Source organism: Streptomyces sp. Edi2, assembly GCF_040253635.1.
GTDB lineage: Bacteria > Actinomycetota > Actinomycetes > Streptomycetales > Streptomycetaceae > Streptomyces.
The window spans coordinates 3,603,940-3,627,946 of sequence record NZ_JBEJGX010000003.1; the positions used below are offsets into that span (position 1 = coordinate 3,603,940).

Below are 24,007 nucleotides of genomic sequence, written 5' to 3' on the forward strand. Positions count from 1 at the left end.
CGTCATGTCATTGACCGACGAAGTAGCGGCGGCTCACGCAGGACATCCGAATCCGGCCGCCCTGGTGGGTGAGTTGCGGCGGACATCGGTATTGGTGCCGCTTGTCAATGACTCTCTCATGTCGGCCGAGTTGACCGGTATTCGTTGGTTGTATGCCTTCTCCGACGAGGAGGAACTGGCCCACTTCGCCGCGTCGCGGGGCGCCGGCCCCGAGACCGAGCTGCCCTACGTCCGCACGGTCGGTGCGCGTCTCCTGGATGTCGTCATCCCCGCCATCGAGGGCCCTGCGGGCGTGGTGCTGGACGCGGGCAGCGAGCAGGTGATGGTATTTCCGCCGGTCAGCGGCATCGTCCCGGACTCCGTGGCGGTCGATCTCGCCGAGCCGGGCCCAGTCGAAAGCGGACTAGGTACGCCCCTGGCCGGGGGTGCGGCATGACATCCGTGGAGGGCTACGAGCTCGATCCGGCCGCCCTGAAGCAGGTCACCAAGGGCATCCATGATGCGATCGCGGAACTGAAGGAACTGGGCTTCGACACCAGCGCCCAACTCGGGCAGGGATTCGACAAGCTGGCTCTCTCCGGTATGGAGAGCGGACACGCCGGTGTGAGCTCCGTATTCGATTCGTACTGTGAGCGCTGGGGCTGGGGCGTTCGCCTGCTCATCCATGAGGCCAACGAATTCGCGCGCCGTCTTGATCTGACGGCCGGGCTTTATCACGAGCAGGAGCAGTACGTTTCGACGACCCTGAAGGTCGGGGCGAATGCCTTGCTGATGGGGGACCCGACGATGACGGAGGAACGGCTGAAGCACCGGACGTGGGAGCAGGTCCGCGACGACAACGCCATCACCCAGTTCGACGACGCGGACTGGGACCCCACCTCGGCCAGGTCCCTCAAGGCGTTTCAGGAAGTCAAGCAAGCGGCGCACCAGACGGGCGAGGACTTCAGAACGTCCAAGTGGGCCGGCGACGCGGACCACAACTGGGCCATGCGGCCGCTGAAATGGTCCCGCGACAGCCAGGCGCAGGCCAACGACCACGACGGATCCTGAATCTCCGTCGCACAACCACTACTGCACATCGACCACTGCACGTTGGTCATCGCACGTTGACTGCTGCACATCCGCTGCTGCACAGCACCACTGGGGGTAAGAACCGATGGGCCTCGGCGACATTCTCGGGGACGTCAAGGACGGCATCAATTCCACTGCCGACAAGATCGGCAATGCCGTCGATGGCGCAAAGGAGGCGGCCGGCGAGGCCGTCGACTACACCACGGACAAGACCGCCGACGTTCTCGACGCCTTCGGTGCGGAGGGCGCGGCCAAGTCCGTCCGCTCGGCCGGTGACGATGTCGCGGATGCGCTGGGCGCGCAGGTCGCTGAGCGGCAGCTGGGCGAGAGTGACGATCCCAAGGAACTGGTCCACGGCGACGTCGCGAAGATCAATGAATCCGCCGCGCACCTGAAGGACTTCTACGCGGCCTTCGAACGCGTCGGCCAGGGGATCCGCAAACTGGACGCCGGATCCTGGAAGGGGAAGGCCGCCGACAGCTTCCACGAGAAGTTCGACGCGCACCCCAAGCAGTGGATGCGCACCGCGGATGCCTGTGAGTCGGCGTGGAAGGCCCTCGATTCGTACGCGGAGACGGTCTCCTGGGCGCAGAAGAAGGCGCAGTCGGCCATCGACGCGTGGGAGGCGGCCGAGGCCAAGAGCAAGAAGGCGTACGACGCCCACCGCCACAAGGTCGATACGTACAAGGCGAAGGCCAAGGCCTATAACGCCGCGGTGGACCAGGGCTCCGACCCTGGGCCCAAGCCCGACGATCCCGGCGACTTCGTCGACCCCGGTGACCATGGCCGCGAGGCAGCCATGGAAATGCTCAAGAACGCCCGCAGCCAGCGCAACGAGGCGGCCGCGAAGGCACAGCACGCCCTCAAGGGCGCCCTGGAGCACGCTCCACAGGCACCGAAGTTCACCACTGAGGCATCCCTCGACACCGTCGACGGCCTCGCGGCCGGCAGCATGAACCTGATGCATGTCGTCGGTGGTATCGGCAAGGGCTTCGTCGAAACAGTCAATCTGGCCCGCACGCTGAACCCGGCGGAGCCGTACAACCTCGCCCACCCCCATGTGTACCTGGCCAACGTCGCCAAAACCGGCCTCGGCCTGGCCAGTTCCGCCGCCCACCCCGGCCGCATGGTCAAGGGGATGCTCGGCGACGGCTGGGGCAGCGACCCATGGGATTCAACCGGGACAGTCATCGCCAACGTCATCGGGGGCAAGGGCGTCGGCGCCATCGGCAAGGGCATGGTGAAGGGGGGAGCCAAGAGCGCGGTCAAGGGGGCCGCACGGACAGCCGTCAAGGACGGTGGCAAGCGCACCGTCCTTGACCGGGCTCGTACCGCCTGGTGCAAGACCTTCGGCAACGACCCCATCGACATGGCCACCGGCCGGATGATCCTGCCGCAGACCGACATCACCCTCCCCGGCAGCCTCCCCCTCACCTTCACCCGCACCTTCGAGTCGTCCTACCGCACCGGCCGCTGGTTCGGCCCGACGTGGATGAGCACCGTCGACCAGCGGCTGGAGATCGACGCCGAGGGGGTCATCCTCATCGGCGAGGAGGGCAACTTCCTCCTCTACCCGCACCCGGCCGTAGGCGTGGCCACCCTCCCCACCGAGGGCGACGGCCACCCCCTGGAGCGCACCCCGGACGGCGACTACCTCCTCACCGACCCGGTCACCGGCACACGCCGCTACTTCACCACCTACACCGAAGACCTCGCCGTCCTCGACGAGATATCTGACCGCCACGGCAACCACCACACCTTCGACTACACCGAAGACGGCACCCCCGCCGCCATCACCCACAGCGCCGGCTACCGCCTCCTGCTCACCACCGACGAAGGCCGCGTCACCGCCCTCCACCTCGCCGGCGCAGCCCCCGACGGCTCCGACCAGCTCCTTATGACGTACGGCTATGACGACGCCGGCACCCTCATCACCACCACAAACTCCACCGGCCTCCCCGTTCACTTCACCTACGACGAGCACGGCCGCATCACGTCCTGGACCGACACCAACAGCAGCAGCTACACCTACGTCTACGACGACCAGGATCGTTGCACGTCACAGGGCGGAATCGAAGGCCACCTGCGCGCCCACTTCACCTGGGGCGACCCCAACCCTGAAACAGGCCTGCGCACCAACCTGCTCCACAACTCCCAGGGCGACGTCACCCGCTACGAGGTCAACGAACGACACCAGATCGTCGCGGAGACCGACCCCACCGGCTCCACCACCCGCACGGTCCGCGATACCAAGCACCGAGTCCTATCCACCACCGACCCGTTGGGCCGTACCACCCGCTTCACCTACGACGACGAGAGCCGCCCCACCGCGGTCATCCTCCCTGACGGCGCCACCTCCACCACCACCTACGACGCCAACGGCAACCCGATCAGCACCACCGGTCCCGACGGCGCCACCTGGACCCACACCTACGACGCCAACGGCAACCGCAGCTCCACCACTGACCCGGCTGGCGCCACCACCACCTACACCCACGACGCACTAGGCAGCATCGCCTCCATCACGGATGCTCTCGACAACACAACGCGCCTCTACTGCGACGGGGCGGGCCTCCCCCTCTCCGTCACGGACCCACTCGGCGCCACCACCCACTACCGCCGTGACGCGTTCGGCCGCGTCACCTCCATCACTGACCCCCTGGGCGAGACCACCCACATGGTGTGGACCGTCGAGGGAAAACTCGCGGCCCGCATCGATGCGTCCGGCGCCACCGAGGAGTGGACGTACGACGGTGAGGGCAACCGCCTCACCCACACCGACACCCTCGGCCAGACCACCCGCTTCGAATACACCCACTTCGACCTGCTGACGGCCCGCACCGACCCTGACGGCGTCCGCCACGAGTTCCACCACGACACGGAACTACGCCTCACCCACGTCACCAACCCTCAGGGCCTGACCTGGAACTACACCTACGACGGTGCTGGCCGCCTGGTCTCCGAATCGGACTTCGACGACCGAGCCCTTACCTACACCCACGACCCGGTCGGTCGGCTCGCCACCCGCACCAACGCCCTGGGCGAAGTCACCACCTACACCCGCGACCCCCTCGGCCGCATCACCGAAAAGAACGTCGCGGGTCTTGTCACCACCTACACCCACGACACCTCAGGTAATCTCCACCAGGCCGCCAACCACGACGCCACCGTCACCTATACCCACGACATCTTGCGCCGCGTCACGTCCGAGACGGTCAACGGCCGCACCATGACGTTCACATACGACGCCCTGGGCCGCCGCACCTCCCGCACCACCCCCACTGGAGCGGTCACCACCTGGACGTACGACGCTGCGGGGCGAGAGACTGGCCTGAACGCCGGGGGTCGCAGCATCACGTTCACACGCGATGCTCTAGGCCAAGAACTGTCCCGCACCCTCGGCGACATTACCTTCACTCACACCTACGACACTCTTGGCCGCCTCACCGACCAACACATCACCGCGACTGCGCACACCGTCCAGCACCGTGCCTACACCTACCGTGCGGATGGCTACCTCACCGGCATCGACGACCACCTCAACGGGGCACGCCACTTCGAGCTTGATGCTTCCGGCCGGATCACCACTGTTTCCGCCCGGAAGTGGACAGAGTCCTACGCCTACGACGAAGCCGGCAACCAGACGCATGCCACCTGGCCCGACCGACACCTGGCTCCCGAGACCCGAGGCGAGCGCACCTACACAGGTACACGGATCACCCGAGCAGGCACCGTCTGCTACGAATACGACACCGCCGGCCGGACAACAGTGCGCCGGAAAGCCCGCTTGTCGCGAAAGCCCGACACCTGGCGCTACACCTGGGACGCTGAAGACCGCCTGATTGCGTGTACCACTCCGGATGGTGCTCTCTGGCGCTATCTCTACGATCCATTCGGACGGCGCACTGCGAAGCTACGCATGGCCGAGGAGGGGCAGCGCATCGCTGAGCGGGTTGACTTCGCCTGGGACGGCACCACCCTGTGCGAGCAAACCACTTTTGTCCACGGCGGCGTCTCGCATACAACGCTCACGTGGGATCACCATGGACTGACCCCTCTGGTTCAGCGTGAATGCCGCAGCGCGGTCCACGCCACGCAACATGAGGTGAACGAGCGGTTTTTCGCTATCGTCACCGACCTCGTCGGGACGCCCACTGAACTACTCGACGAGGCCGGGGCCATCGCTTCCCGGACGCGTACGACAATCTGGGGTGCCACAGCCTGGAGCACAGGCGCCACCGCTTACACCCCATTCCGATTTCCCGGACAATATTTCGACCCGGAAACCGAACTTCACTACAACTATTTCCGTTCCTACGATCCCGAAACTGCTCGTTACACCACCCCGGATCCACTCGGGCTCGCCCCGGCACCCAATCCCAGAGCCTACGTTCATAACCCCCACACTTGGACGGATCCTCTCGGGCTCAAACTATGCGAAACGGCAGGATCCAGTGGCGTTCCCTCTGGGCATGGAACAGTGCGCTGGGATGTAGACATGAACCACGCCACAATCCGAGTGGAGGGAAATGGAAGATACATGGAAACTGAACAGATCATCCCAAACTGGGATGGAGTGGGAAGCCCGAACGGTCTTCCCACAACTGGGGCAGGCGCTCAAAGCCTCGGTCCGAACGTGGTCGAACGCACCTTCCATGTTCCTGACGTGAACGCCGCGGTCGACGCCCAGTTGAGGACAATCAACGCAAAGCTTGGCGATTATAGCCTCATGCGCAACAATTGCGTTACGTACTGTGTGGACATATTGAGATCCGGCGGAGTGGATATCCCGCCGGGCGCAAGAGGTATGCTCGTTCTCAAAAAAATGCTGAAAGATTAGGAGGTATGGTGCGCGCGGAAGAAGTGAAGCCGAATGAAGTTCTTGCCGAGATCATCCTGAGTAAAAAGGTTGGGACGAGCCATGTTCGACTGGCTGGTGACCTGATCTCAGTCGATGCACAGCTCAGCATGGCCGCGGTAGAAAGCGGCGGTCTGCCGCTGGAGCAGATGGCCGATATCGCTGAGGCCGTATTGCCGTTGGAGGAGGCCTTTATTCAAGCGTGGGAAGAGGTTAATTCTGAACCCGGTTTCGAAGAATCGTTTCCCAAGCTGAAGGAATTGGAACGCGTGCTGAGGAACGCAGTGGAGGGGATTATCGAGATCGCGCAGAGGCATCAGCTTTCAGTTAGTCGGACGCACCTCGACTGAGTCACTGTGCCCTGTTGAACTTGTGGCCTCGACCAGTACAAAGTCCGCCGCCGTCAGGGCTGGTGCCGGTGCGGAAGTCTGCGTGGTGGTGGCCCGCCTAGTTTCCGCAGCCAGGGCCCACGGCGCCCCAACCACCCACACCGTCAACTGTCCCGCTGGCAGGTACGGCGCCAAGCCACCGCCCGCCGCTACTGGTGCTGGTGCTTTGACCCTGTTGGTTCGCCTGATTGGTGGCCGTGGCGGTTGGAGATGCGATGACATCCGGTCCGACCGCGGGAGGCGCGGTGGCCGAGCCTGTCCAGGTGTGCAAACTGATCGGCCAAGAAGGGCAGCGGCTGCAGCAGGTCGTGCTCCGGAGCAGCACCAGTTCGGCGCGGTTCCGGCGCACGACGATGCTGCTGGCCTCGACCCGTGGGAACCGTCTCCCGGTGATCGCCAGCTGGTGCAGGCCGGCGAGGACACCGTCCGCTGCGTCACGTCGGGCAGCACGGAACGCTGAAGTCGGCGGCCTTGGCGGTATCGGCCCCCGCGGCCACCAGCTCGGTGCCGCTGTCCACCACATCATGCCGGTGCGCCGCGGCCTTGGCGGCCGCATGCTTGGCCCGCTGCCCGCGATGGAACTCCCTGTCACATCACGAGCGCGTGACCTGGATTGAGACCGTCTTTTGAAGGAGTGCGACGGACTTCGAGAGCCGTAAGACCGGAAACCACAGGGGACCAGGCGCCCTGGCCCATGAGCGGGAGGGATGTTTCCGACTTGTGGCCAGGCGTCAGCAGTCGGCGGGCACGCCAGATGGTGGGAACGGCTGGCGCGCCGAATCACTGGTGGAACGGGCACGCCTCGACCGTCAACAAGACGGGAAGACCACCGGCCCGCCCCACCTCCGTATATCTACGCCTCCTCAGCCAACTCCAACCACCGCATCTCCAGCTCATCCTTCTCCGTGCTCAGTTCGCGCAGCTGGGCGTCGAGGCCGGCGACCTTCTCGAAGTCCGTCGCGTTTTCGGCGATCTGGGCGTGGAGCTTGGTCTCCTTGTCGCCGATCTTGTCCAGCTGGCGTTCGATCTTCTGGAGTTCCTTCTGGGCGGCGCGGTTGACGGCGGCGGCCTTCTTGGGGGCTGCGGTCTGCTGGGTGGGGGCAGGCGTCGCGGCCTCGATGACCTGGCGGCGGCGGTCCAGGTACTCGTCCAGGCCGCGCGGGAGCATACGGAGGGTGGCGTCGCCGAGCAGGGCGTGGACGCGGTCGGTGGTGCGCTCGATGAAGTAGCGGTCGTGGCTGATGACGATGAGGGAGCCGGGCCAGCCGTCGAGGAGGTCTTCCAGCTGGGTCAGGGTCTCGATGTCGAGGTCGTTGGTGGGCTCGTCGAGGAAGAGGACGTTGGGCTCGTCCATGAGGAGGCGCAGGATCTGCAGGCGGCGGCGCTCACCACCGGAGAGGTCGCCGACCGGCGTCCACTGCTTCTCCTTGGTGAAGCCGAACTTCTCGCAGAGCTGGCCCGCGGTCATCTCGCGGCCCTTGCCCAGGTCGACCCGCTCGCGCACCTGCTGGACGGCCTCCAGCACCCGCAGCGTCGGGGGGAGTTCGCTGACCTCCTGGGAGAGGTACGCCAGCTTGACGGTCTTGCCGACGACCACGCGTCCGGCAACGGGCTGCGTCTCGCCCTGCGTCCAGGCCGCCTGGGCCAGCGCCCGCAGCAGCGAGGTCTTGCCGGCGCCGTTGACGCCGACCAGGCCGATCCGGTCGCCGGGGCCCAGCTGCCAGGTCAGGTGCTTGAGGAGGACCTTCGGCCCCGCCTGGATGCTGACGTCCTTCAGCTCGAAGACGGTCTTGCCGAGGCGGGAGCTGGCGAACTTCATCAGCTCGGCGTTGTCGCGCGGCGGCGGGACGTCCGCGATCAGTTCGTTGGCGGCCTCGATGCGGAAGCGGGGCTTGCTCGTACGGGCGGGGGCGCCGCGCCGCAGCCAGGCCAGCTCCTTGCGCATCAGGTTCTGCCGCTTGACCTCTTCGGTGGCCGCGATCCGCTCCCGCTCGGCCCGGGCGAAGACGTAGTCGCTGTAGCCGCCCTCGTACTCGTGGACATCGCCGCGCTGGACGTCCCACATCCGCGTACAGACCTGGTCGAGGAACCACCGGTCGTGGGTGACGACCACGAGGGCGGAGCGCCGGGCGCGGAGGTGTCCGGCCAGCCAGGAGATGCCCTCGACGTCGAGGTGGTTGGTGGGCTCGTCGAGGACGATCAGGTCCTGTTCGGCGATCAGCAGCTTGGCGAGCGCGATGCGGCGGCGCTCACCGCCGGAGAGCGGCCCGATGACGGTGTCCAGGCCCTGGGTGAAGCCCGGCATGTGCAGATCGCCGAAGAGGCCGGTCAGCACGTCGCGGATCTTGGCGTTGCCGGCCCACTCGTGGTCGGCGAGGTCGCCGATGACCTCGTGCCGGATGGTGGCGGCCGGGTCGAGCGAGTCGTGCTGGGTGAGGACGCCGAGGCGCAGCCCGCCGTTGTGGGTGACCCGGCCGTCGTCGGCGGTCTCCAGCTTCGCGAGGATCCGGATCAGGGTGGTCTTGCCGTCCCCGTTGCGCCCGACGACGCCGATCCGGTCCCCCTCGTTGACGCCGAGCGAGACACCGTCGAGCAGGGCACGGGTTCCGTACACCTTGCCGACGGCTTCCAGATTGACGAGGTTCGTGGCCATTCCGCTCCTGCACTTCTGCACTTCAGGTCGATCGACCTTCCCAGCCTAGTCGGCGTGGGGACGAGGACCGCCGGGAGATGAGTATCCGTACCGATGGCAGGAGCGGACGGCGGCCCTAGCGTCAGCGGCATGATCAACGACCAGGCTCCGGCCGCCCCTTCCGTGTCCGACACCGCACCGTCGGTGACCGGCTCCGCCGTGGGCCGCATCGTCGCCGGCCTGCTGGTGCTGGCGTTCGCCGGGGTGACCGGGCTGTTCGCGCCGTTTTTGGTGATGGCGAGCGACGGCTGCTCCGAGGATGACGCCCGCACGATCTGCTCCGTAGGCGCCCAGCAGGTCGTCGGCAACCTGCCGGTCATCGCCGCCTTCGTGGGCGCCCTGCTGGCTGTGGTGGGCATGGGCAGCAGGGGTGGCGTCAGCCGGGGCTGCCTTCTGGCGGCCCCGTTTCTGCCGGCCCTTGCCTGGGTGGTGTCGCTGGCCATCGTGGGCGCCTGAGACGCCGCGGCCCGCGTTGTAACGTGCCGTCATGGCACGGGACATGGGCATGGCGGGTACGGCGGGGATGGCAGGCGCGGCGGGTATGGCGGGCACGGCAGGCGCCGTAGGCCCGGACGGCTCGGACGGCTCGGACGGCACGGCAGTGGAGACGGTACGCGGGCTGGTCTACGGCCCGAGCGGGAAGCGGCTGGATGTCTATCGTCCGGCGGGGGTGGCAGGGCCGTCCGGGGACGCCTCAGCCTCCGGGAAGACCGGGGAGACCGGGGAGACCGGGGAGACCGGGGAGACCGGGCCCTCCGCCCCCGCGCCCACCGTTCTGCTCTGGCACGGCATCGGTCCGGACGAGCGGGACGTGCTCGAACCGCTGGCACGTACCGCGGCGGCGCGCGGGCTGCTGGTGCTCGTACCGGACTGGCGCTCGGACGCCGCGGACGGGGGCCGGGCGCACCTGCTGGAGTCACTGGCCTTCGTGCGCAGAGAAGCGGGCGGGCTGGGCGGCGACGGGGAGTCGTTCGTGCTGGCCGGGTGGTCGGCGGGGGCCGGGGCCGCGCTGGGGGTCGCCCTGCGTCCCGAGATCGTGGAGGGGTGGCGGCCGAGGGCGGTGGTGGGCCTGGCGGGCCGCTACGACCTGCCGGCGCGGACCACCGGGACCGCGCCGCTTGCCGATCTCGCCGAGGGCCGGGTCCCGGGCGTCCCCGTCCACCTCGTCCACGGCAGCCGCGACGCCGTCTTGGATGCCCGCTGCTCCCGCGATCTCGCCGAGGCACTGCGGGCGGCGGGTCGGGCGGACCGGGCGAAGCAGGCCGTGACCCTCCAGGAGCCGGAGACCGACCACGCCGGCGTGATCATGACCGCGTACGAGCCGGCGGCGGACCACTGCGTCCCGACGACCGCCGAACACGCCGTACGCTCAGGCCAGTTGGTGACCGGGGTGCTGGCCGAGGCCGCCGGAACCGGTGGCGCGGCGTAACGCTCCGGCCGCTCGTGCTGCCTCAGCAGCGCCAGCTCCTGCTGGACGACCAGGTGTTGAGTCTCCGTCGGCTGACCACCAAGGAACACTCCTCAGTGGTCAGCTCAGCGCCTTCTCGATGGCCTCGAAGATGTCGGCGTCGGTCTCCTGCTGCCAGGCCGGAAGGTCGGGCCAGTCCGCGACGTAGCCCGGCTTCGGGTCGTCGAAGTGCTTGAACATCTGAGCCGTCCAGCAGGTCGCGACGAAGCGCCCTTTCTGCTCCCGGGACAGCCTGGACGTGTGGCCGTCGCTGACCTCGACGAGCTGGCGTACCTGCTCGTAGACCGCCCCGGCAGCCTCGCGCTCCCACTGCGGGGTGTCGTCCCACGGAGTGACGTAACCGGCCTTCGGCTCCCCGGGGAAGTGCCGCCGCACTCCCGCAATCCAGGATTCCCGGAACAGTCGTGCACCCTCGGTCTGCGACATGCCATCCCCTTTCGTCACGGCGTGCTCAGCGTGGCGATCTCCGCCCCCAGCTCGGCCACGCGGTGATCGCGGCTCAGGGGGCCGAACTCGTCGCACAGGTCCCGGAGTCTATGGGCGATGTACCTGGAGAATGACACGCGAGCACACGCGCCCAGACTGCCAAGACGGCGTGCGCCTCAGCGGCGCCCGCCCCCACCGGATGACCAGGTGTTGAGTCTGCGCACGGACTCCTCCAGCTCCCGGCGCCGGGCGTCTTGAGCCGCACGCTGCCGCGCCTCCGCAGCAGTGACGTACGGCCGGACGAGGCCGCCGTCATCACCGCACAGTGGCAGCAGACCGGGCGGCACTCGGCGGACCCGTACGAGGCGCCGTCGACCGGCAACCGCCGGCGACCCTGCCGACGCAGCGAGCGCGCCGGTAGTGGTGGTCGCCCGATGCCCGCCCCGCCCCGGAAGTAACCAGCTCAGCAGCCCGCCGAAGGTTGCCCGGACGAGACCCGGTCCGCCGCTCAACGGGCCGCCGCCTTGCGCAGAACCTCGGCGAGCCGGCGGGCGGTGGCCGCGTTGCAGTTACCGAGGGCGACCAGCGAGACGCCGTAGATGCTCGCGAAGCCGGGCAGATCGACGCCGAGCGACGGCAGCGTGATGCCGTGGTGCTCCAGCGCGGTACGCAGCTCTTCGGCGCTTTCCTGTACGTCGTCGGGGTGGTCAGGGAGGGAGCGGTCGAGGGGCACGGAGCCCGCCTTTCTGTACGCATAGCAACGAACCGCTTACAGAGTGATGTGACGCGGCGTAGCGTGAAAGGGGTTTGGGCTCCCGGTCGCGGTCCGGGGAATGCGTGGTGTGACGTGGTGGAAATGCGGGAACCGCCGGGGCCTGTCCGCAACGACTGGGAATCAGCTACACGTACGGCGGTGAACCGTGGCACGACGCAAGGACATTGACGGCTCGGCGGGAGTCCCCACCTTTTACGGCGCGGAGCTGCGCTACCAGAGGGAGTTGGCCGGGCTCACGCTCTCGCAACTGGTCGAGGGCAGCTTCTACGGCCCGAGCCACCTCAGCGAGATCGAGCGCGGCGAACGGCGGATGCCGATGGAGTTGGCAGAGCACGTGGACAAGGTGCTGAAGACGGACGGCTTCTTCACGCGGCGCTGCGAGGACGTGCGGAAGGCGAGGCGGACCGGCCACGCCGAATACTTCGAAGGCATTTTGGAGGCGGAGAAGCGCGCGGAGACCATCGAGGAGTGGTGTCCCACCCTCGTCCCTGGGTTGTTGCAGACCGAGCCGTACGTGCGGGCGGTGGTGCGGGCGACTCACCCGCTGGCGCTCGACAACGAGGTGGAGGTCAAGGTCAGCGCCCGCACGGCGAGGGGCCACCTCTTCGAGAGTGACCACAAGACCCCCGAGTACTGGGTGGTCCTGCCCGAGTACGTGTGGCGCTGCCCGGTCATTCCTGCGGCCGAGATGGCCGATCAGCTCGATCGCATCGCGGAGCTGGCAAGGAGGCGCCGGATCGTTCCACAGGTCCTCCCGTGGAATTGCGGACCGCACCCCCTCATGACGGTGGGCTTGGCCAAGATCATGACCTTTGCAGACGCTCCGCCGCTTACCTACCTGGAATCGCAGTACAGCGGCGACACGATCGACGATCCGGCCCTCGTGAAGAGATACCGCAAGGCATACGATCGGCTCAGGGCCGCCGCACTCCCTCCTGAGGCGTCCCTGACCATGATCGAGGCGGCCGCAGAGGACTACCGAAGTGACAAACAAACGGATTGACTTGAGCACCGCCGTCTGGCGCAAGAGCAGCTACACCAACGGCGACGGCGGAGACTGCGTCGAGGTAGTCGACGACCTCCCCGGCATCGTCCCCGTCCGCGACTCCAAAGACCCACACGGCCCGGCAATCGTCTTCCCGGCCACCGCCTGGTCGACCTTCGTCGCCGCCGTCAAGAGCACCGGCCTGCCGGGCTCTTGAGCTTCGCGGGTGCTTGAGCCGCCCGGGCTCCCGATCAGAGCACCCGCGCCCCCGCCGCCGGCGCATCCGCCACCCGTACCTGGCGGCAGGTCCCCGATGCCAGCAGGGCCGCGGCCACTTCCTCCGCCGCCTGCGCGTCCTTGACCAGGAAGGCCGTGGTCGGGCCCGAGCCGGAGACCAGGGCGGCCAGGGCGCCGGCCGCGGTGCCCGCTTCCAGCGTCGCGGTCAGGGGCGGGCACAGGGACAGGGCCGCGGGCTGGAGGTCGTTGGTGAGGGTCGCGGCGAGCGCGGTGGCGTCGCCCGACTCCAGGGCGGCCAGGAGCTCGGGGGCCGCCTCCGGATCCGGTACGTCCGTGCCTGCCGTCAGACGGTCGAACTCGCCATATACGGCGGGGGTCGAGAGACCGCCGTCGGCGACCGCGAAGACCCAGTGGAAGGTGCCGCCGACGGGGAGGGGGGTCAGCAGTTCGCCGCGGCCGCGGCCCAGGGCCGCGCCGCCGACCAGGCTGAACGGTACGTCGCTGCCCAACTCGGCGCAGAGGGCGAGGAGTTCTTCGCGGGAGGAGTTCGTTGACCAGAGGGTGTCGCAGGCCAGGAGGGCCGCGGCGGCGTCCGCGCTGCCGCCGGCCATGCCGCCCGCGACGGGGATGTCCTTGGTGATGTGGAGGTGGACGTTCGGCTCGATGCCGTGGCGGGCCGCGAGGAGTTCGGCGGCGCGGGCCGCGAGGTTCGTGCGGTCCAGGGGGATCCGGTCGACGTCGTGGCCCTCGGCGGTGATCCGGAGGGTGTCGGCCGGGGTGGCGGTGACCTCGTCGTAGAGGCCGACGGCGAGGAAGACGTTCGCCAGGTCGTGAAAGCCGTCCGGGCGGGCGGCGCCCACCGCCAGCTGGACGTTGACCTTCGCCGGCACCCGGACGGTGATCGAGGTGGTGGTCGTCATGTCTGCTCTCCCCCGGATTCCTGCTCTGCCCCTGATGCTTGCTCGCCCCGTGCTGACGCCTGCTCTCCCCGTACTGGCGCCCGCTCTCCCCGTGACTGCCGGATGCCTGGCGCCCCGCCCGGTCCCTTGTGCTCGGCGATCCGCGCGAACTCCTCGACGGTCAGCGCCTCGCCGCGGGCCTGCGGCGAGACACCAGCGGCGACCAGTGCGGCCTCCGCGGCGGCGGCCGACCCGGCCCAGCCGGACAGCGCGGCCCGCAGCGTCTTGCGGCGCTGGGCGAAGGCGGCGTCGACGACGGCGAAGACCTCGTCACGGGAAGCGGTCGTCTCGATCGGCTTGGTGCGGCGCACCAGGGAGACCAGGCCGGAGTCGACGTTGGGCGCGGGCCAGAAGACGTTGCGGCCGATGGCGCCGGCCCGCTTGACCTCGGCGTACCAGTTGGCCTTCACCGACGGCACGCCGTAGACCTTGTTGCCGGGGCGGGCGGCGAGGCGGTCGGCGACCTCGGACTGCACCATGACCAGGGTGCGGTCGATGGTGGGGAAGGCCGCGAGCATGTGCAGCAGCACCGGCACGGCGACGTTGTAGGGGAGGTTGGCGACCAGCGCGGTGGGCGCGGGTCCCGGCAGCTCGGTGACGTGCATGGCGTCGCTGTGCACCAGCGCGAAGCGGTCGGCGCGCTCGGGCATCCGGGCCGCGACGGTGGAGGGCAGCGCGGCCGCCAGCACCTCGTCGATCTCGACGGCGATGACCCGGTCGGCGGCCTCCAGCAGCCCCAGGGTCAGCGAGCCCAGGCCCGGGCCGATCTCGACAACGACATCGTCGGCCCCGACCTCGGCGGTCCGCACGATCCGGCGGACGGTGTTGGCGTCGATGACGAAGTTCTGGCCGCGCTGCTTGGTGGGCCGGACGCCCAGCGCGGCGGCCAGCTCGCGGATGTCGGCGGCGCCCAGGAGGGGGCCGGAATCGTCGGTGGTGCTCTTGGTCATGCCAAAGCCTCGCTGCGCTCGTTCACCCGTGAAGCTTACGGCCGCAGACCGGCCACGGGCTCGCCCCCCTTCTGATGTAGAGCTTCTTGGCCCGGAAGGTCTGTTCCCGGGGGGAGGCGTCCTGCGGGCGCCCGTGGCCGCCGAGGGCTCGCCAGGTGGGTGCGTCGAACTGGTAGAGCCCGCCGTAGGTGCCCGAGGCGTCGACGGCGTGCGGCCGCCCGCCCGTCTCACACTGGGCCAGCGCATGCCAGGCGAGGTGGTCGGCGCCGCGCACGGAGGCCGGCAGCACCATGGTGCCGAGGTGCACGATCTGCGGACGGGGCGCGTGCACGACCTTGCTGTGCAGCCGCTTCGGCTTCTGCCGGACGCCGTTGACGGTGCGCACCCGGTAGGTGACCCGCCGCACCCCGGGCCGCCCCTGCTGGACGACCGACTGGACGCCGCGGGCCAGATACGGGTCGGCGCGCAGGATCGTACGGAAGGGCAGACGCTCCTCGCGGACCTCCTTGGAGCCGGTGATCCGCATTACGGAGATGGTCTGGCCGTCGCGCGGGAAGCTCTCCGGCGGCGCCGAGGTGGTGTCCTGGTCGCGCAGCGCGAGGCCGGCCTCGGCCAGCGCCTCGCGGACGGTGGCGGCGTTGGTGCGCACCCGGTGTTCCCGGCCGTCGGCGACGATGACCAGCGAGCGTTCGGTGCGGACCGCGAGCTCCATGCCGTGCTGCTCGATGCGCCGGGAGCGGTCCGCGGACAGCACGGCGCCCTCGGCCCGCACGCCGAGCTGGTGGAGCGCGCCGGCGACGGTATCCGCGGTGGTCCACACCTGGCGGCGCTGCCCGTCGATGGTCAGGACGACCGGGCGGCCGTGCCGGACGACGATCTCGTCACCGCTGCTGAGTCCGGTGCCGGGGGCGGGCGCGACGAGGTCGTGGGCGCCGATGTCGAGATGCTCGGCGGCGAGCAGATCACCGACGTCGCCGGCGAAGGTGTGCAGCGAGCGCGGGATGCCGTCGACGGTGAGCCGGACCGCCTTGTCGTGGACGACGAAGGCGGTGGTGCCACCGGCGAGGAAGACGACGACCAGCGCCTGCGGCAGCAGCCTGCGCAGCGCGTCGGGGCCCTCGGCGCGGCGTCTACGACGGCCGCGCGCGGCGCGGTGGCTGCTCTGCGAATGACTCACGGCGCGCTCCACATGCCACGGGATGCGGTTGACGGCCGGAATGTAGCGGAGTGTGGGTGACTCTCCAAAGTCGACCCGTTACGGAAAGTGTCCATCTGGAGGTGCGGCGCAGGTCTCCGGTGGTGCCGGAGGGCCGTCGGCGGGCGGTCGGAAGGACGCCGCGGGCCGGGCGGAAACCCCTCGGCGGCCGGCGGAATGCGGTGGCGTCCGTTCAGCATCCGAAGGCACGCGGGGGTGCCTCCGGATGCGTGTGGTCAGTGCCTGAAGGCCCCTGTCAGTACCCGAAGGCGCGGGCCGTGTTCGCGGCGACGGCGGTGGCCAGTGCGTCCTCGGTCATGGCTTTGACCTCTGCCATCGCCCGCAGCGTGACCGGAATGAGGTACGGGGCGTTGGCTCGTCCGCGGTAGGGGGCGGGGGTCAGGAAAGGGGCGTCGGTCTCGACGAGGACCAGCTCCGGCGGGGCGACGGCGAGGGCGTCGCGCAGCGGCTGGGCGTTCTTGAAGGTGACGTTGCCGGCGAAGGACATGAAGTAGCCGGCCGCGGCGCAGACCTCGGCCATCTCGGCGTCACCGGAGTAGCAGTGGAAGACGACCCGTTCGGGGGCACCCTCCTCGCGCAGGATGCGCAGCACGTCGTCGTGCGCCTCGCGGTCGTGGATGACCAGGGCCTTGTCGTGGCGCTTGGCGATCTCGATGTGCGCGCGGAAGGACCGCTCCTGGGCTGCCATGCCCTCGGGCCCCGTACGGAAGTAGTCCAGGCCGGTCTCGCCGACGCCGCGGACCTGCGACAGGGCGGCCAGTTCGTCGATCCCGGCGAGCGCGGTGTCCAGCGCGGCGTCGCCGCCCGCTTCCCTGGCACCCTGCCGCGACCAGCCTCCCCCAGCCCCGGGGGGCTGGGAGGTGCCCCCAGGATCACCCAGCACGATCCGCGGCGCCTCGTTGGGGTGCAGCGCGACGGTGGCGTGCACGCTGTCGTGCGCGGCCGCGGTGTCGGCGGCCCAGCGCGAACCGGCCAGGTCGCAGCCCACCTGGACGACGGTGGTGACGCCGACGGAGGCGGCCTTGGCCAGCGCCTCCTCCACGGAGCCGTCCTGCATGTCCAGGTGGGTGTGCGAATCCGCGACCGCCACCCGAAGGGGTTCGGGCAGCGGCGGCGGGGTGTTCTTGTCCTGCGGTGCCATGGCCGCGATCCTACGAGGGCCGCGGCACGGGCCTCACTTGCGGTGGTGCTGGAAGGGGTGCAGCAGGTCGGAGAGGTGCCAGTGGTGGCGTCCGGGGTCCTCGGCGGTGCTGCCGGCGTGGTCCGGGACGGCCCCGGAGGGTGCCGGTGCCGGTGCCTTCTTCCGCTCGCTGCCGTGCTGGCGCTGGTGCATGCTCGCGATCGCGTCGGAGACCATCGATACCTGGCCGGAGCGCATGATGCGTACGACGTTGCTGCCGCAGTTCAGGCAGGTGGGGCAGGTCAACGGGGACGGGACCCGCTCGCCGTCCGCGTAGTAGACGACATGTGTCTCGCCCTTGCCGTCGACCTGGTGGACTATCTCGTACGCCTGCTCCCAGCCGTGCCCGCACCTCATGCAGGCGAAGGAATAGGCCTCGTGCGCGGCGGCGTCCGGACGGGCGGCGGGGTGGTCTCCGCCGGTGGTCGAAACGCCGGTGGTCTTCGCGATCTCGCTCATGTGCGCGCTCCTCTTGTCCGCTGGACAAGGTCTTCGGGAACCGTTCGTCCCTCGTCCAGTGGACGCCTTCGGCGCGCACAATGCAGCCCTTGGCCGAGGCTATTGGCCCAGATTTGGCCGACGGTAGGAAAATCACCTCAACGCGCCGACCTGCGCTTTACCTTTCCGGTCAGCCGTTTACCTTCTGATGAGTCGCTTTTCGCCCGGGGCCGCGCATCAATTCTTCGCGGGGTTCCTCGCGGGGTGCTCCCCGAGCTTTACGCCGGGCCCTTCTCCGGGCCCTTCGCTGAGCCCTTCTCCGCGTTTTTCTCCGCGCTCTTCTCCGCGTTCTTCGCCGCGACCACCGCGTCGAAGACCTCCCGCTTGGGCAGCCCGGCGTCCGCGGCGACCGCGGCGATGGCCTCCTTGCGGCGCTCGCCGGCCTCCTCGCGGACCCGCACCCGGCGCACCAGCTCGTCGGCGTCCAGCTCCTGCGGCCCGCTCTCCGGGGCGCCCTCGACGACGATGGTGATCTCGCCGCGCACCCCCTCGGCCGCCCAGGGCGCCAGGTCGCCCAGCGGCCCGCGCTTGACCTCCTCGTACGTCTTGGTCAGCTCACGGCACACCGCCGCGCGCCGGTCGGCGCCGAAGATCTCGGCCATCGCGACGAGGGTGTCGTCCAGGCGGTGCGGCGCCTCGAAGTAGACGAGGGTGCGGCGCTCGCCTTCGACCTCGCGCAGCCGGGAGCGCCGCTCGCCGCCCTTGCGGGGCAGGAAGCCCTCGAAGCAGAAGCGGTCCACCGGCAGGCCGGAGACGGCGAGTGCGGTGAGTACCGCGCTGGGGCCCGGTACGGCGGTGACCTTGATGTCCCGCTCGACCGCCGCGGCGACCAGCCGGTAGCCGGGGTCGGAGACGGAGGGCATGCCGGCGTCGGTGACCAGGAGCACCCGTGCCCCGCCGGCCAGCGCATCGGCCAGCTCGGGCGTCCTGGCCGCCTCGTTGCCCTCGAAGTACGAGACGATCCGCCCGGTGGGCTGGACGTCGAGCGCCTGGGTCAGCCGGCGCAGCCGCCGGGTGTCCTCGGCGGCGATCACATCGGCGGCGGCCAGCTCGGTGGCGAGCCGCGGCGGCGCGTCCGCGATCTCCCCGATGGGCGTCCCTGCAAGTACCAGCGTTCCAGTCACCGTCCCATCCTCCCAGGAGGCCGCCGCGCCCCGATCCGTCGGTGTCCCCCGGTGGCGTCCCCACCGGTCCACAGGCCACTTCCCTACGATGGGCCGGGTGACGAGTGACACCACCGCGACCGACGCCACCGCGCAGCATGCCCCGGAGCCGGCCGAAGCGCCCCCCGTGTGGCAGCGGCGGCTGCGCCGCTTCGGGTACCCCGTCCGCGCGCAGGGCGATGTCCGCGCGCGGCTGGTGCCCGCCTTCCCCGAGCCGAGCGGTCGCCTGTGGGCGGTGTTCGGTGTGGGCCCGGCGGCCGCGGCCCGGCTGGCACGGTGGTCCGGCTGGGCCGGTCCGCTGCTGGTGACGCTGTTCGCGGGGGTGCTGCGGTTCTGGAACCTGGGCAGCCCGCGGAAGGTGATATTCGACGAGACGTACTACCCCAAGGACGCCTGGTCGCTGCTGCAGTACGGCTACGAGGGCACCTGGGCCAAGAACGCCAATGACGCGCTGGTCAGCCATGCGCCGCAGATCCTGCTCTCGCCCGAGCACTCGTACGTCGTCCACCCGCCGATGGGCAAGTGGCTGATCGCGCTCGGCGAGTGGGCGTACGGGATGAACCCCTTCGGCTGGCGGTTCACGGTGGCGCTGCTCGGCACCCTCTCGGTGCTGCTGCTGTGCCGTATCGGCCGCCGGCTGATGCGGTCGACGGCGCTGGGCTGTCTAGCGGGCGCCCTGCTGGCGGTGGACGGTCTGCACTTCGTGATGAGCCGGACCGCGCTGCTGGACCTGATCGTGATGTTCTGGGTGGTGGCCGCGTTCGGCTGTCTGCTGGTGGACCGGGACCGTACCCGGGCCCGGCTGGCGGCGGCGCTGCCGCTCGACTCCGCCGGAGTGGCGCACCCGGACGGGGAGGTCGGCGACCGGCTGCGGCTGGGGTGGCGGCCGTGGCGGCTGGCGGCCGGGCTGTGTCTGGGCCTGTCCGCCGCGACGAAGTGGAACGGCCTCTACTACCTTGCGGCCTTCGCCCTGATGTCGGTGCTGTGGGATGTCGCGGCCCGCCGTACGGCAGGCGCCCGGCGGCCGTTCCGCTCGACGGTCCGGCGCGACGTCCTGCCCGCTTTCGGGTCCACCGTCGTCGTCGCCCTCGCCACCTATCTCGCGTCGTGGTCGGGCTGGATCGCCACCAAGGGCGGCTACTACCGCGACTGGGCGACCACGCCGGACGGCCGGGCGGGCGGCTGGACCTGGCTGCCGGACTGGCTGCGCAGCCTGTGGCACTACCAGACCGAGGTCTACGCCTTCCACACCGGACTGACCACCCCGCACACCTATCAGTCCAACCCGTGGAGCTGGCTGGTCCTGGGCCGACCGGTCTCGTACTTCTACGAGGACCCCAAGGCGGGACAGGACGGCTGCACGGCGGCCGAGGGCTGCGCCCGCGAGGTGCTGGCGCTGGGCACCCCGCTGCTGTGGTGGGCGGCCTGCTTCGCGCTGCTCTATGTCCTCTACCGCTGGCTGTTCCGGCGGGACTGGCGGGCCGGGGCGATCGCCTGCGGGGTCGCGGCCGGCTATCTGCCGTGGTTCCTCTACCAGCAGCGGACCATCTTCCTCTTCTATGCGGTGGTGTTCGTCCCGTTCCTGTGTCTGGCGCTGGCGATGATGACCGGCGCGCTCATCGGACCGCCGGGGTCAACCGAGCGGCGCCGCACGATCGGTGCGGTCGGTGCCGGTGTCCTGGTTCTGCTGATCGTGTGGAATTTCATCTACTTCTATCCCCTGTATACGGGTATGCCCATTCCCAAGTCGGCCTGGCACCACCGGATGTGGTTCGACACCTGGGTGTAGCCGTCCGGCGCGGTGCGGCCGACCGGAGGCGGCCCGGCGGGAGTTCGACAACTCTGTAACAGGTGTACAACAGCGCGTCACCGGACCGTGCCCTGATCGAGACTCACCACGTCCCCGTGTCCCTTAGAGTGCGGTGCACGTTCTTGTGTGCGTATTCAAGGACGAGGCTCTGGGAGGGATTCAGCGGCATGCGCCGAGAGGTGAAGTACGGGCTGATCGGCGGATCGGTGGCCCTGGTGGCGGGAGTCGTGGGCGGCTTCGCGCTGTTCGGCGGCTCGGACGAGTCTCCGCAGGAGGTCAGGTCGGCGGACGCCAAGGCGGGCGACAAGGGGCCGAAGGTGGCGACCGGCCCGCTGTCGGCCAAGGAGGTCCACACGACGGCGCAGGGCTTCCTGACCGCCTGGCAGTCCGGCGACGCGGCCAAGGCCGCCGGGATGACGGACGACCCGGTCAAGTGCAAGGCCGCCCTGGAGGCCCTGGCCAAGCAGGCCCGGTTCTCGAAGGTCTCCCTGACGCCGGGCACGCCCTCGGGCGACAAGGTGCCGTACTCCGTTGCCGCGCAGATCGACTACAAGGGCACCAAGGCGGCCTACTCGTACCGCAGCGCCACGACCGTGCAGCGCGACAAGACCACCGGGAAGCCGCAGATCGCCTGGCAGCCGGCGATGCTGCACCCGGGCCTGGCCAAGGGCGACCAGCTGCGGACCGGCGAGGCCGAGGCGCCGCCGATCAAGGCCGTGGACCGCAACGGCGCCGCCCTGACCCCCGAGGAGCATCCGGCGCTGGCCGGGGTGCTGGACAGCCTGCGCGACAAGTACGGCGCCAAGACCGACGGCAAGCCCGGGGTGGAGCTGTTCATCCAGCGCGCCAAGAGCGCCAAGCCCGCGGACCAGTTGCCCGACAAGACGCTGAAGGTGCTCTCCAAGGGGACCCCGGGCACGCTCAAGACCACCCTGGACGCCAAGCTGCAGTCGGCGGCCGAGCGGGCGGTCAAGGGCAAGAAGTCCGCCTCCGCCGCCGCGGTCAAGCCCAGCACCGGCGAGATCCTGGCGCTCGCCAACTCCCCCGAAAAGGGCTTCAGCATGGCCACCCAGGGGTCGCTGGCCCCCGGCTCGACCATGAAGATCGTGACGTCGGCGATGCTGATGGACAAGGGCCTGACCTCGCCCGGCAAGAAGAACCCGTGCCCCAAGTACGTGACCGTCGGCGGCTGGAAGTTCCAGAACCTCAACAAGTCCGAGATCAAGGACGGCACCTTCGCGCAGAGCTTCGCCGCGTCCTGCAACAACGCCTTCATCTCGCACGCCAAGGACCTCAGCGACGACGATCTGACCAACGAGGCCAGGGACGTTTTCGGCATCGGCCTGAACTGGCAGACCGGCATCCCCACCTTCGACGGTGCGGTGCCCGTGCAGAGCGACGCGCAGATGGCGGCCTCGCTGATCGGCCAGGGCGGGGTGCGGATGAACCCGCTCAACGTCGCCTCGCTCTCCGCGACGGTCCGGGCCGGCTCCTTCCACCAGCCGTACATCGTCTCGCCGTCGCTGGACCACCGGACGCTCGCCAAGGCCCCCCGCACGATGAAGCCGTCCACCCTCAGCGGCCTGAAGTCGCTGATGAAGCTGACGGCGACCTCCGGTACGGCCGCCGAGGCGATGGCCGGGGTCAGCGGTGACATCGGCGCCAAGACCGGCTCCGCCGAGGTCGACAACCAGAAGAAGCCCAACGCCTGGTTCTCCGCCTACCGCGACGATGTCGCCGCGGCGGCCGTCGTCCCGGCGAGCGGCCACGGCGGCTCCAACGCGGGCCCGCTGGTCCGCGCCATCCTCACCGCCGGCTGACGGGGCGGGGCGCCCGCCGGGGTGCCTCTCGTCTCATCGACCGGATTCCGTTCGCATGGCCCGTACAGCTTTCGCTAGCGTGCGGGCCATGAGCGATTCCCGGTCCGGCACCACACCGGAAACCCCGCACGCCACTGCTCACCCGCGCTTCGCCGAGGCGCTCACGGAACTGGGCCTGACCGTGGAGGTCCGCAGCTTCCCGGAGGCCACCCGCACCGCGGCCGAGGCCGCCGCGGCCGTCGGCTGCGAGCTCGCCCAGATCGTCAAGTCGCTGGTCTTCGCGGTGGACGGGCAGCCGGTGCTGGTGCTCATGGACGGCGCCTCCCGTGTCGACGTGGAGCGGGTGCGCACGGAACTCGGCGCCGCCGCGGTCGGCCGCGCCGATGCCGCCCTCGTCCGCGAGACCACCGGCTACGCCATCGGCGGCGTCCCGCCCTTCGGCCACCGCACCCGCACCCGGGTGCTGGCCGACCGCGGCCTGCTGGCGCACGATACGGTCTGGGCCGCCGCCGGGACCCCGCACACGGTCTTCCCGCTCGCCCCCGCGGCCCTGATCGAGTACGCCGGCGGCCGGGTCGTCGACGTGCGCGAGCGCACCGCATGACCCCGCTCGTCGTCGCGGCGGTCCTGCTGGCCGCCGTCACCCACGCCAGCTGGAACGCCATCGCCCACGGCATACGCGACCAGCTCCTGGCCTTCACCCTGGTCGGCGGCGGCGGTGCGCTCTGCGGCCTGGCCCTGGCCGCCGTCACCCCGCTGCCCGCGGCCGGCGCCTGGCCCTTCCTCCTGGCCTCCAGCGTGCTGCACATCGTCTACCAGGTCCTGCTCATGCAGTCGTTCCGCCTGGGCGACTTCGGCCAGATGTACCCCATCGCCCGCGGCACCGCGCCCCTGGTCGTCACGGTCCTGGCCGCCGTCTTCGTCCACGAGGTCCCCAACGGCTGGGGGCTGGCCGGTGTCGCCCTGGCCTCCGCCGGGCTGGTGGGCGTCGCCCTGTGGGGCATCCGCGGTTCGGGCACCAGGCCGCACTGGCCGGCCCTCCTCGCCGCCCTCGCCACCGGCCTGGCCATCGCGTCCTACACCACCGTCGACGGCCTGGGCGTCCGCGCCTCCGGCACCTCCCTGGGCTATATCGCCTGGCTGATGATCCTCGAAGGCATCGTCATCCCCGTCTACGCGCTCGCCACCCGCCGCCGTCAGCTCCTCACCGAGCTGCGCCCCATCGCCCTGCGCGGCATGGCAGGCGGTGTGCTCTCCGTCTTCGCCTACGGCCTGGTGCTGTGGGCGCAGACCCGCGCGCCCCTCGCCCCCATCGCCGCCCTGCGCGAATCGTCCATCATCGTGGGCGCCGCCATCGGCGCCCTCTTCTTCAAGGAACGCTTCGGCGCCCCCCGGATCGCCGCGGCCGGCCTGATGGTCATCGGCATCGGCCTGATGCTCCACACCGGCTGAGCGAGCGGCGCCCCGCGGACGGTGCCCCGCGGACGGCTCAGGTGCCGGCCCGTGCGCC

At 69.7% G+C, this 24,007-nt stretch carries 21 protein-coding genes and 1 pseudogene; 13 read left to right on the forward strand and 9 right to left on the reverse strand.

The window, feature by feature from the left end; genetic code table 11:
• Positions 1-4 precede the first annotated feature (4 nt).
• The 5 genes and pseudogenes from ABR737_RS19115 to ABR737_RS19135 all read left to right on the forward strand — a co-directional run.
• A complete protein-coding gene (locus tag ABR737_RS19115) occupies positions 5-436 on the forward strand; it encodes an SseB family protein (RefSeq protein ID WP_350251374.1) in 432 nt (143 codons plus the stop codon).
• Entirely contained in the window at positions 433-1,050 is a 618-nt protein-coding gene (locus ABR737_RS19120) for a hypothetical protein (protein WP_350251375.1), read from the forward strand. The genes ABR737_RS19115 and ABR737_RS19120 overlap by 4 nt, the downstream gene beginning before the upstream one ends.
• A gap of 106 nt (positions 1,051-1,156) precedes the next feature.
• Positions 1,157-5,911 carry a putative T7SS-secreted protein gene (locus tag ABR737_RS19125; protein ID WP_350251376.1) on the forward strand — a complete coding sequence of 1,585 codons (4,755 nt, stop codon included), beginning with the start codon at positions 1,157-1,159 and terminating at the stop codon, positions 5,909-5,911.
• Between the two features lie 5 nt (positions 5,912-5,916).
• Positions 5,917-6,279, forward strand: coding sequence for a hypothetical protein (locus ABR737_RS19130; protein WP_350251377.1), 363 nt, complete (start codon positions 5,917-5,919; stop codon positions 6,277-6,279).
• Between the two features lie 284 nt (positions 6,280-6,563).
• Positions 6,564-6,754, forward strand: a pseudogene (locus ABR737_RS19135) (IS630 family transposase); the annotation flags it as partial.
• Positions 6,755-7,171: 417 nt separating this feature from the next.
• On the opposite strand, the gene ABR737_RS19140 reads toward ABR737_RS19135, so the two are convergent.
• Positions 7,172-8,971 carry an ABC-F family ATP-binding cassette domain-containing protein gene (locus tag ABR737_RS19140; protein ID WP_350251378.1) on the reverse strand — a complete coding sequence of 600 codons (1,800 nt, stop codon included), beginning with the start codon at positions 8,969-8,971 and terminating at the stop codon, positions 7,172-7,174.
• 129 nt (positions 8,972-9,100) lie between these two features.
• Here ABR737_RS19140 and ABR737_RS19145 point away from each other — a divergent pair, with 129 nt between their 5' ends.
• The gene (locus tag ABR737_RS19145; protein WP_350251379.1) at positions 9,101-9,466 is read left to right on the forward strand and encodes a hypothetical protein; all 366 of its coding nucleotides are present in this window, start codon (positions 9,101-9,103) and stop codon (positions 9,464-9,466) included.
• A 31-nt stretch (positions 9,467-9,497) separates the two neighbouring features.
• Entirely contained in the window at positions 9,498-10,439 is a 942-nt protein-coding gene (locus ABR737_RS19150; RefSeq protein ID WP_350251380.1) for an alpha/beta hydrolase, read from the forward strand.
• A 99-nt stretch (positions 10,440-10,538) separates the two neighbouring features.
• Here ABR737_RS19150 and ABR737_RS19155 read toward each other — a convergent pair whose 3' ends face one another.
• Entirely contained in the window at positions 10,539-10,904 is a 366-nt protein-coding gene (locus ABR737_RS19155; RefSeq protein ID WP_350251381.1) for a hypothetical protein, read from the reverse strand.
• Positions 10,905-11,412: 508 nt separating this feature from the next.
• On the reverse strand, positions 11,413-11,637 hold the full coding sequence (locus tag ABR737_RS19160; protein ID WP_350251382.1) for a hypothetical protein: 225 nt from the start codon (positions 11,635-11,637) through the stop codon (positions 11,413-11,415).
• 187 nt (positions 11,638-11,824) lie between these two features.
• On the opposite strand from ABR737_RS19160, the gene ABR737_RS19165 reads away from it, so the two are divergent.
• Positions 11,825-12,682, forward strand: coding sequence for a helix-turn-helix domain-containing protein (locus ABR737_RS19165; RefSeq protein ID WP_350251383.1), 858 nt, complete (start codon positions 11,825-11,827; stop codon positions 12,680-12,682).
• Position 12,683: 1 nt separating this feature from the next.
• Positions 12,684-12,881 carry a DUF397 domain-containing protein gene (locus tag ABR737_RS19170; RefSeq protein ID WP_350251384.1) on the forward strand — a complete coding sequence of 66 codons (198 nt, stop codon included), beginning with the start codon at positions 12,684-12,686 and terminating at the stop codon, positions 12,879-12,881.
• Between the two features lie 34 nt (positions 12,882-12,915).
• Here ABR737_RS19170 and ABR737_RS19175 read toward each other — a convergent pair whose 3' ends face one another.
• The 6 genes from ABR737_RS19175 to rsmI all read right to left on the reverse strand — a co-directional run bounded on the left by ABR737_RS19175 (position 12,916) and on the right by rsmI (position 18,828).
• A complete protein-coding gene (locus ABR737_RS19175; RefSeq protein WP_350251385.1) occupies positions 12,916-13,821 on the reverse strand; it encodes a 4-(cytidine 5'-diphospho)-2-C-methyl-D-erythritol kinase in 906 nt (301 codons plus the stop codon).
• Positions 13,818-14,810, reverse strand: a complete 993-nt coding sequence (gene rsmA, locus ABR737_RS19180; protein WP_350251386.1) for a 16S rRNA (adenine(1518)-N(6)/adenine(1519)-N(6))-dimethyltransferase RsmA — start codon at positions 14,808-14,810, stop codon at positions 13,818-13,820. Before rsmA ends, ABR737_RS19175 begins: the two co-directional genes overlap by 4 nt.
• Before the next feature lie 22 nt (positions 14,811-14,832).
• Entirely contained in the window at positions 14,833-15,987 is a 1,155-nt protein-coding gene (locus ABR737_RS19185) for a resuscitation-promoting factor (protein WP_350251387.1), read from the reverse strand.
• Positions 15,988-16,261: 274 nt separating this feature from the next.
• Positions 16,262-17,167, reverse strand: coding sequence for a TatD family hydrolase (locus tag ABR737_RS19190; RefSeq protein WP_350251388.1), 906 nt, complete (start codon positions 17,165-17,167; stop codon positions 16,262-16,264).
• Between the two features lie 33 nt (positions 17,168-17,200).
• The gene (locus ABR737_RS19195; RefSeq protein ID WP_350251389.1) at positions 17,201-17,665 is read right to left on the reverse strand and encodes a hypothetical protein; all 465 of its coding nucleotides are present in this window, start codon (positions 17,663-17,665) and stop codon (positions 17,201-17,203) included.
• 257 nt (positions 17,666-17,922) lie between these two features.
• Positions 17,923-18,828: a 16S rRNA (cytidine(1402)-2'-O)-methyltransferase gene (rsmI, locus tag ABR737_RS19200; RefSeq protein WP_350251390.1), complete on the reverse strand. Its 906-nt coding sequence runs from the start codon at positions 18,826-18,828 to the stop codon at positions 17,923-17,925.
• Between the two features lie 88 nt (positions 18,829-18,916).
• Between rsmI and ABR737_RS19205 the strand changes: the two genes are divergently transcribed.
• From ABR737_RS19205 to ABR737_RS19220, 4 genes are all read left to right on the forward strand, one after another.
• Entirely contained in the window at positions 18,917-20,656 is a 1,740-nt protein-coding gene (locus tag ABR737_RS19205) for a dolichyl-phosphate-mannose--protein mannosyltransferase (protein ID WP_350251391.1), read from the forward strand.
• Positions 20,657-20,844: 188 nt separating this feature from the next.
• Positions 20,845-22,497: a penicillin-binding transpeptidase domain-containing protein gene (locus ABR737_RS19210; RefSeq protein ID WP_350251392.1), complete on the forward strand. Its 1,653-nt coding sequence runs from the start codon at positions 20,845-20,847 to the stop codon at positions 22,495-22,497.
• Between the two features lie 88 nt (positions 22,498-22,585).
• Positions 22,586-23,101: a YbaK/EbsC family protein gene (locus ABR737_RS19215; RefSeq protein ID WP_350251393.1), complete on the forward strand. Its 516-nt coding sequence runs from the start codon at positions 22,586-22,588 to the stop codon at positions 23,099-23,101.
• Positions 23,098-23,949, forward strand: a complete 852-nt coding sequence (locus tag ABR737_RS19220; protein ID WP_350251394.1) for an EamA family transporter — start codon at positions 23,098-23,100, stop codon at positions 23,947-23,949. The genes ABR737_RS19215 and ABR737_RS19220 overlap by 4 nt, the downstream gene beginning before the upstream one ends.
• Positions 23,950-24,007 lie beyond the last annotated feature (58 nt).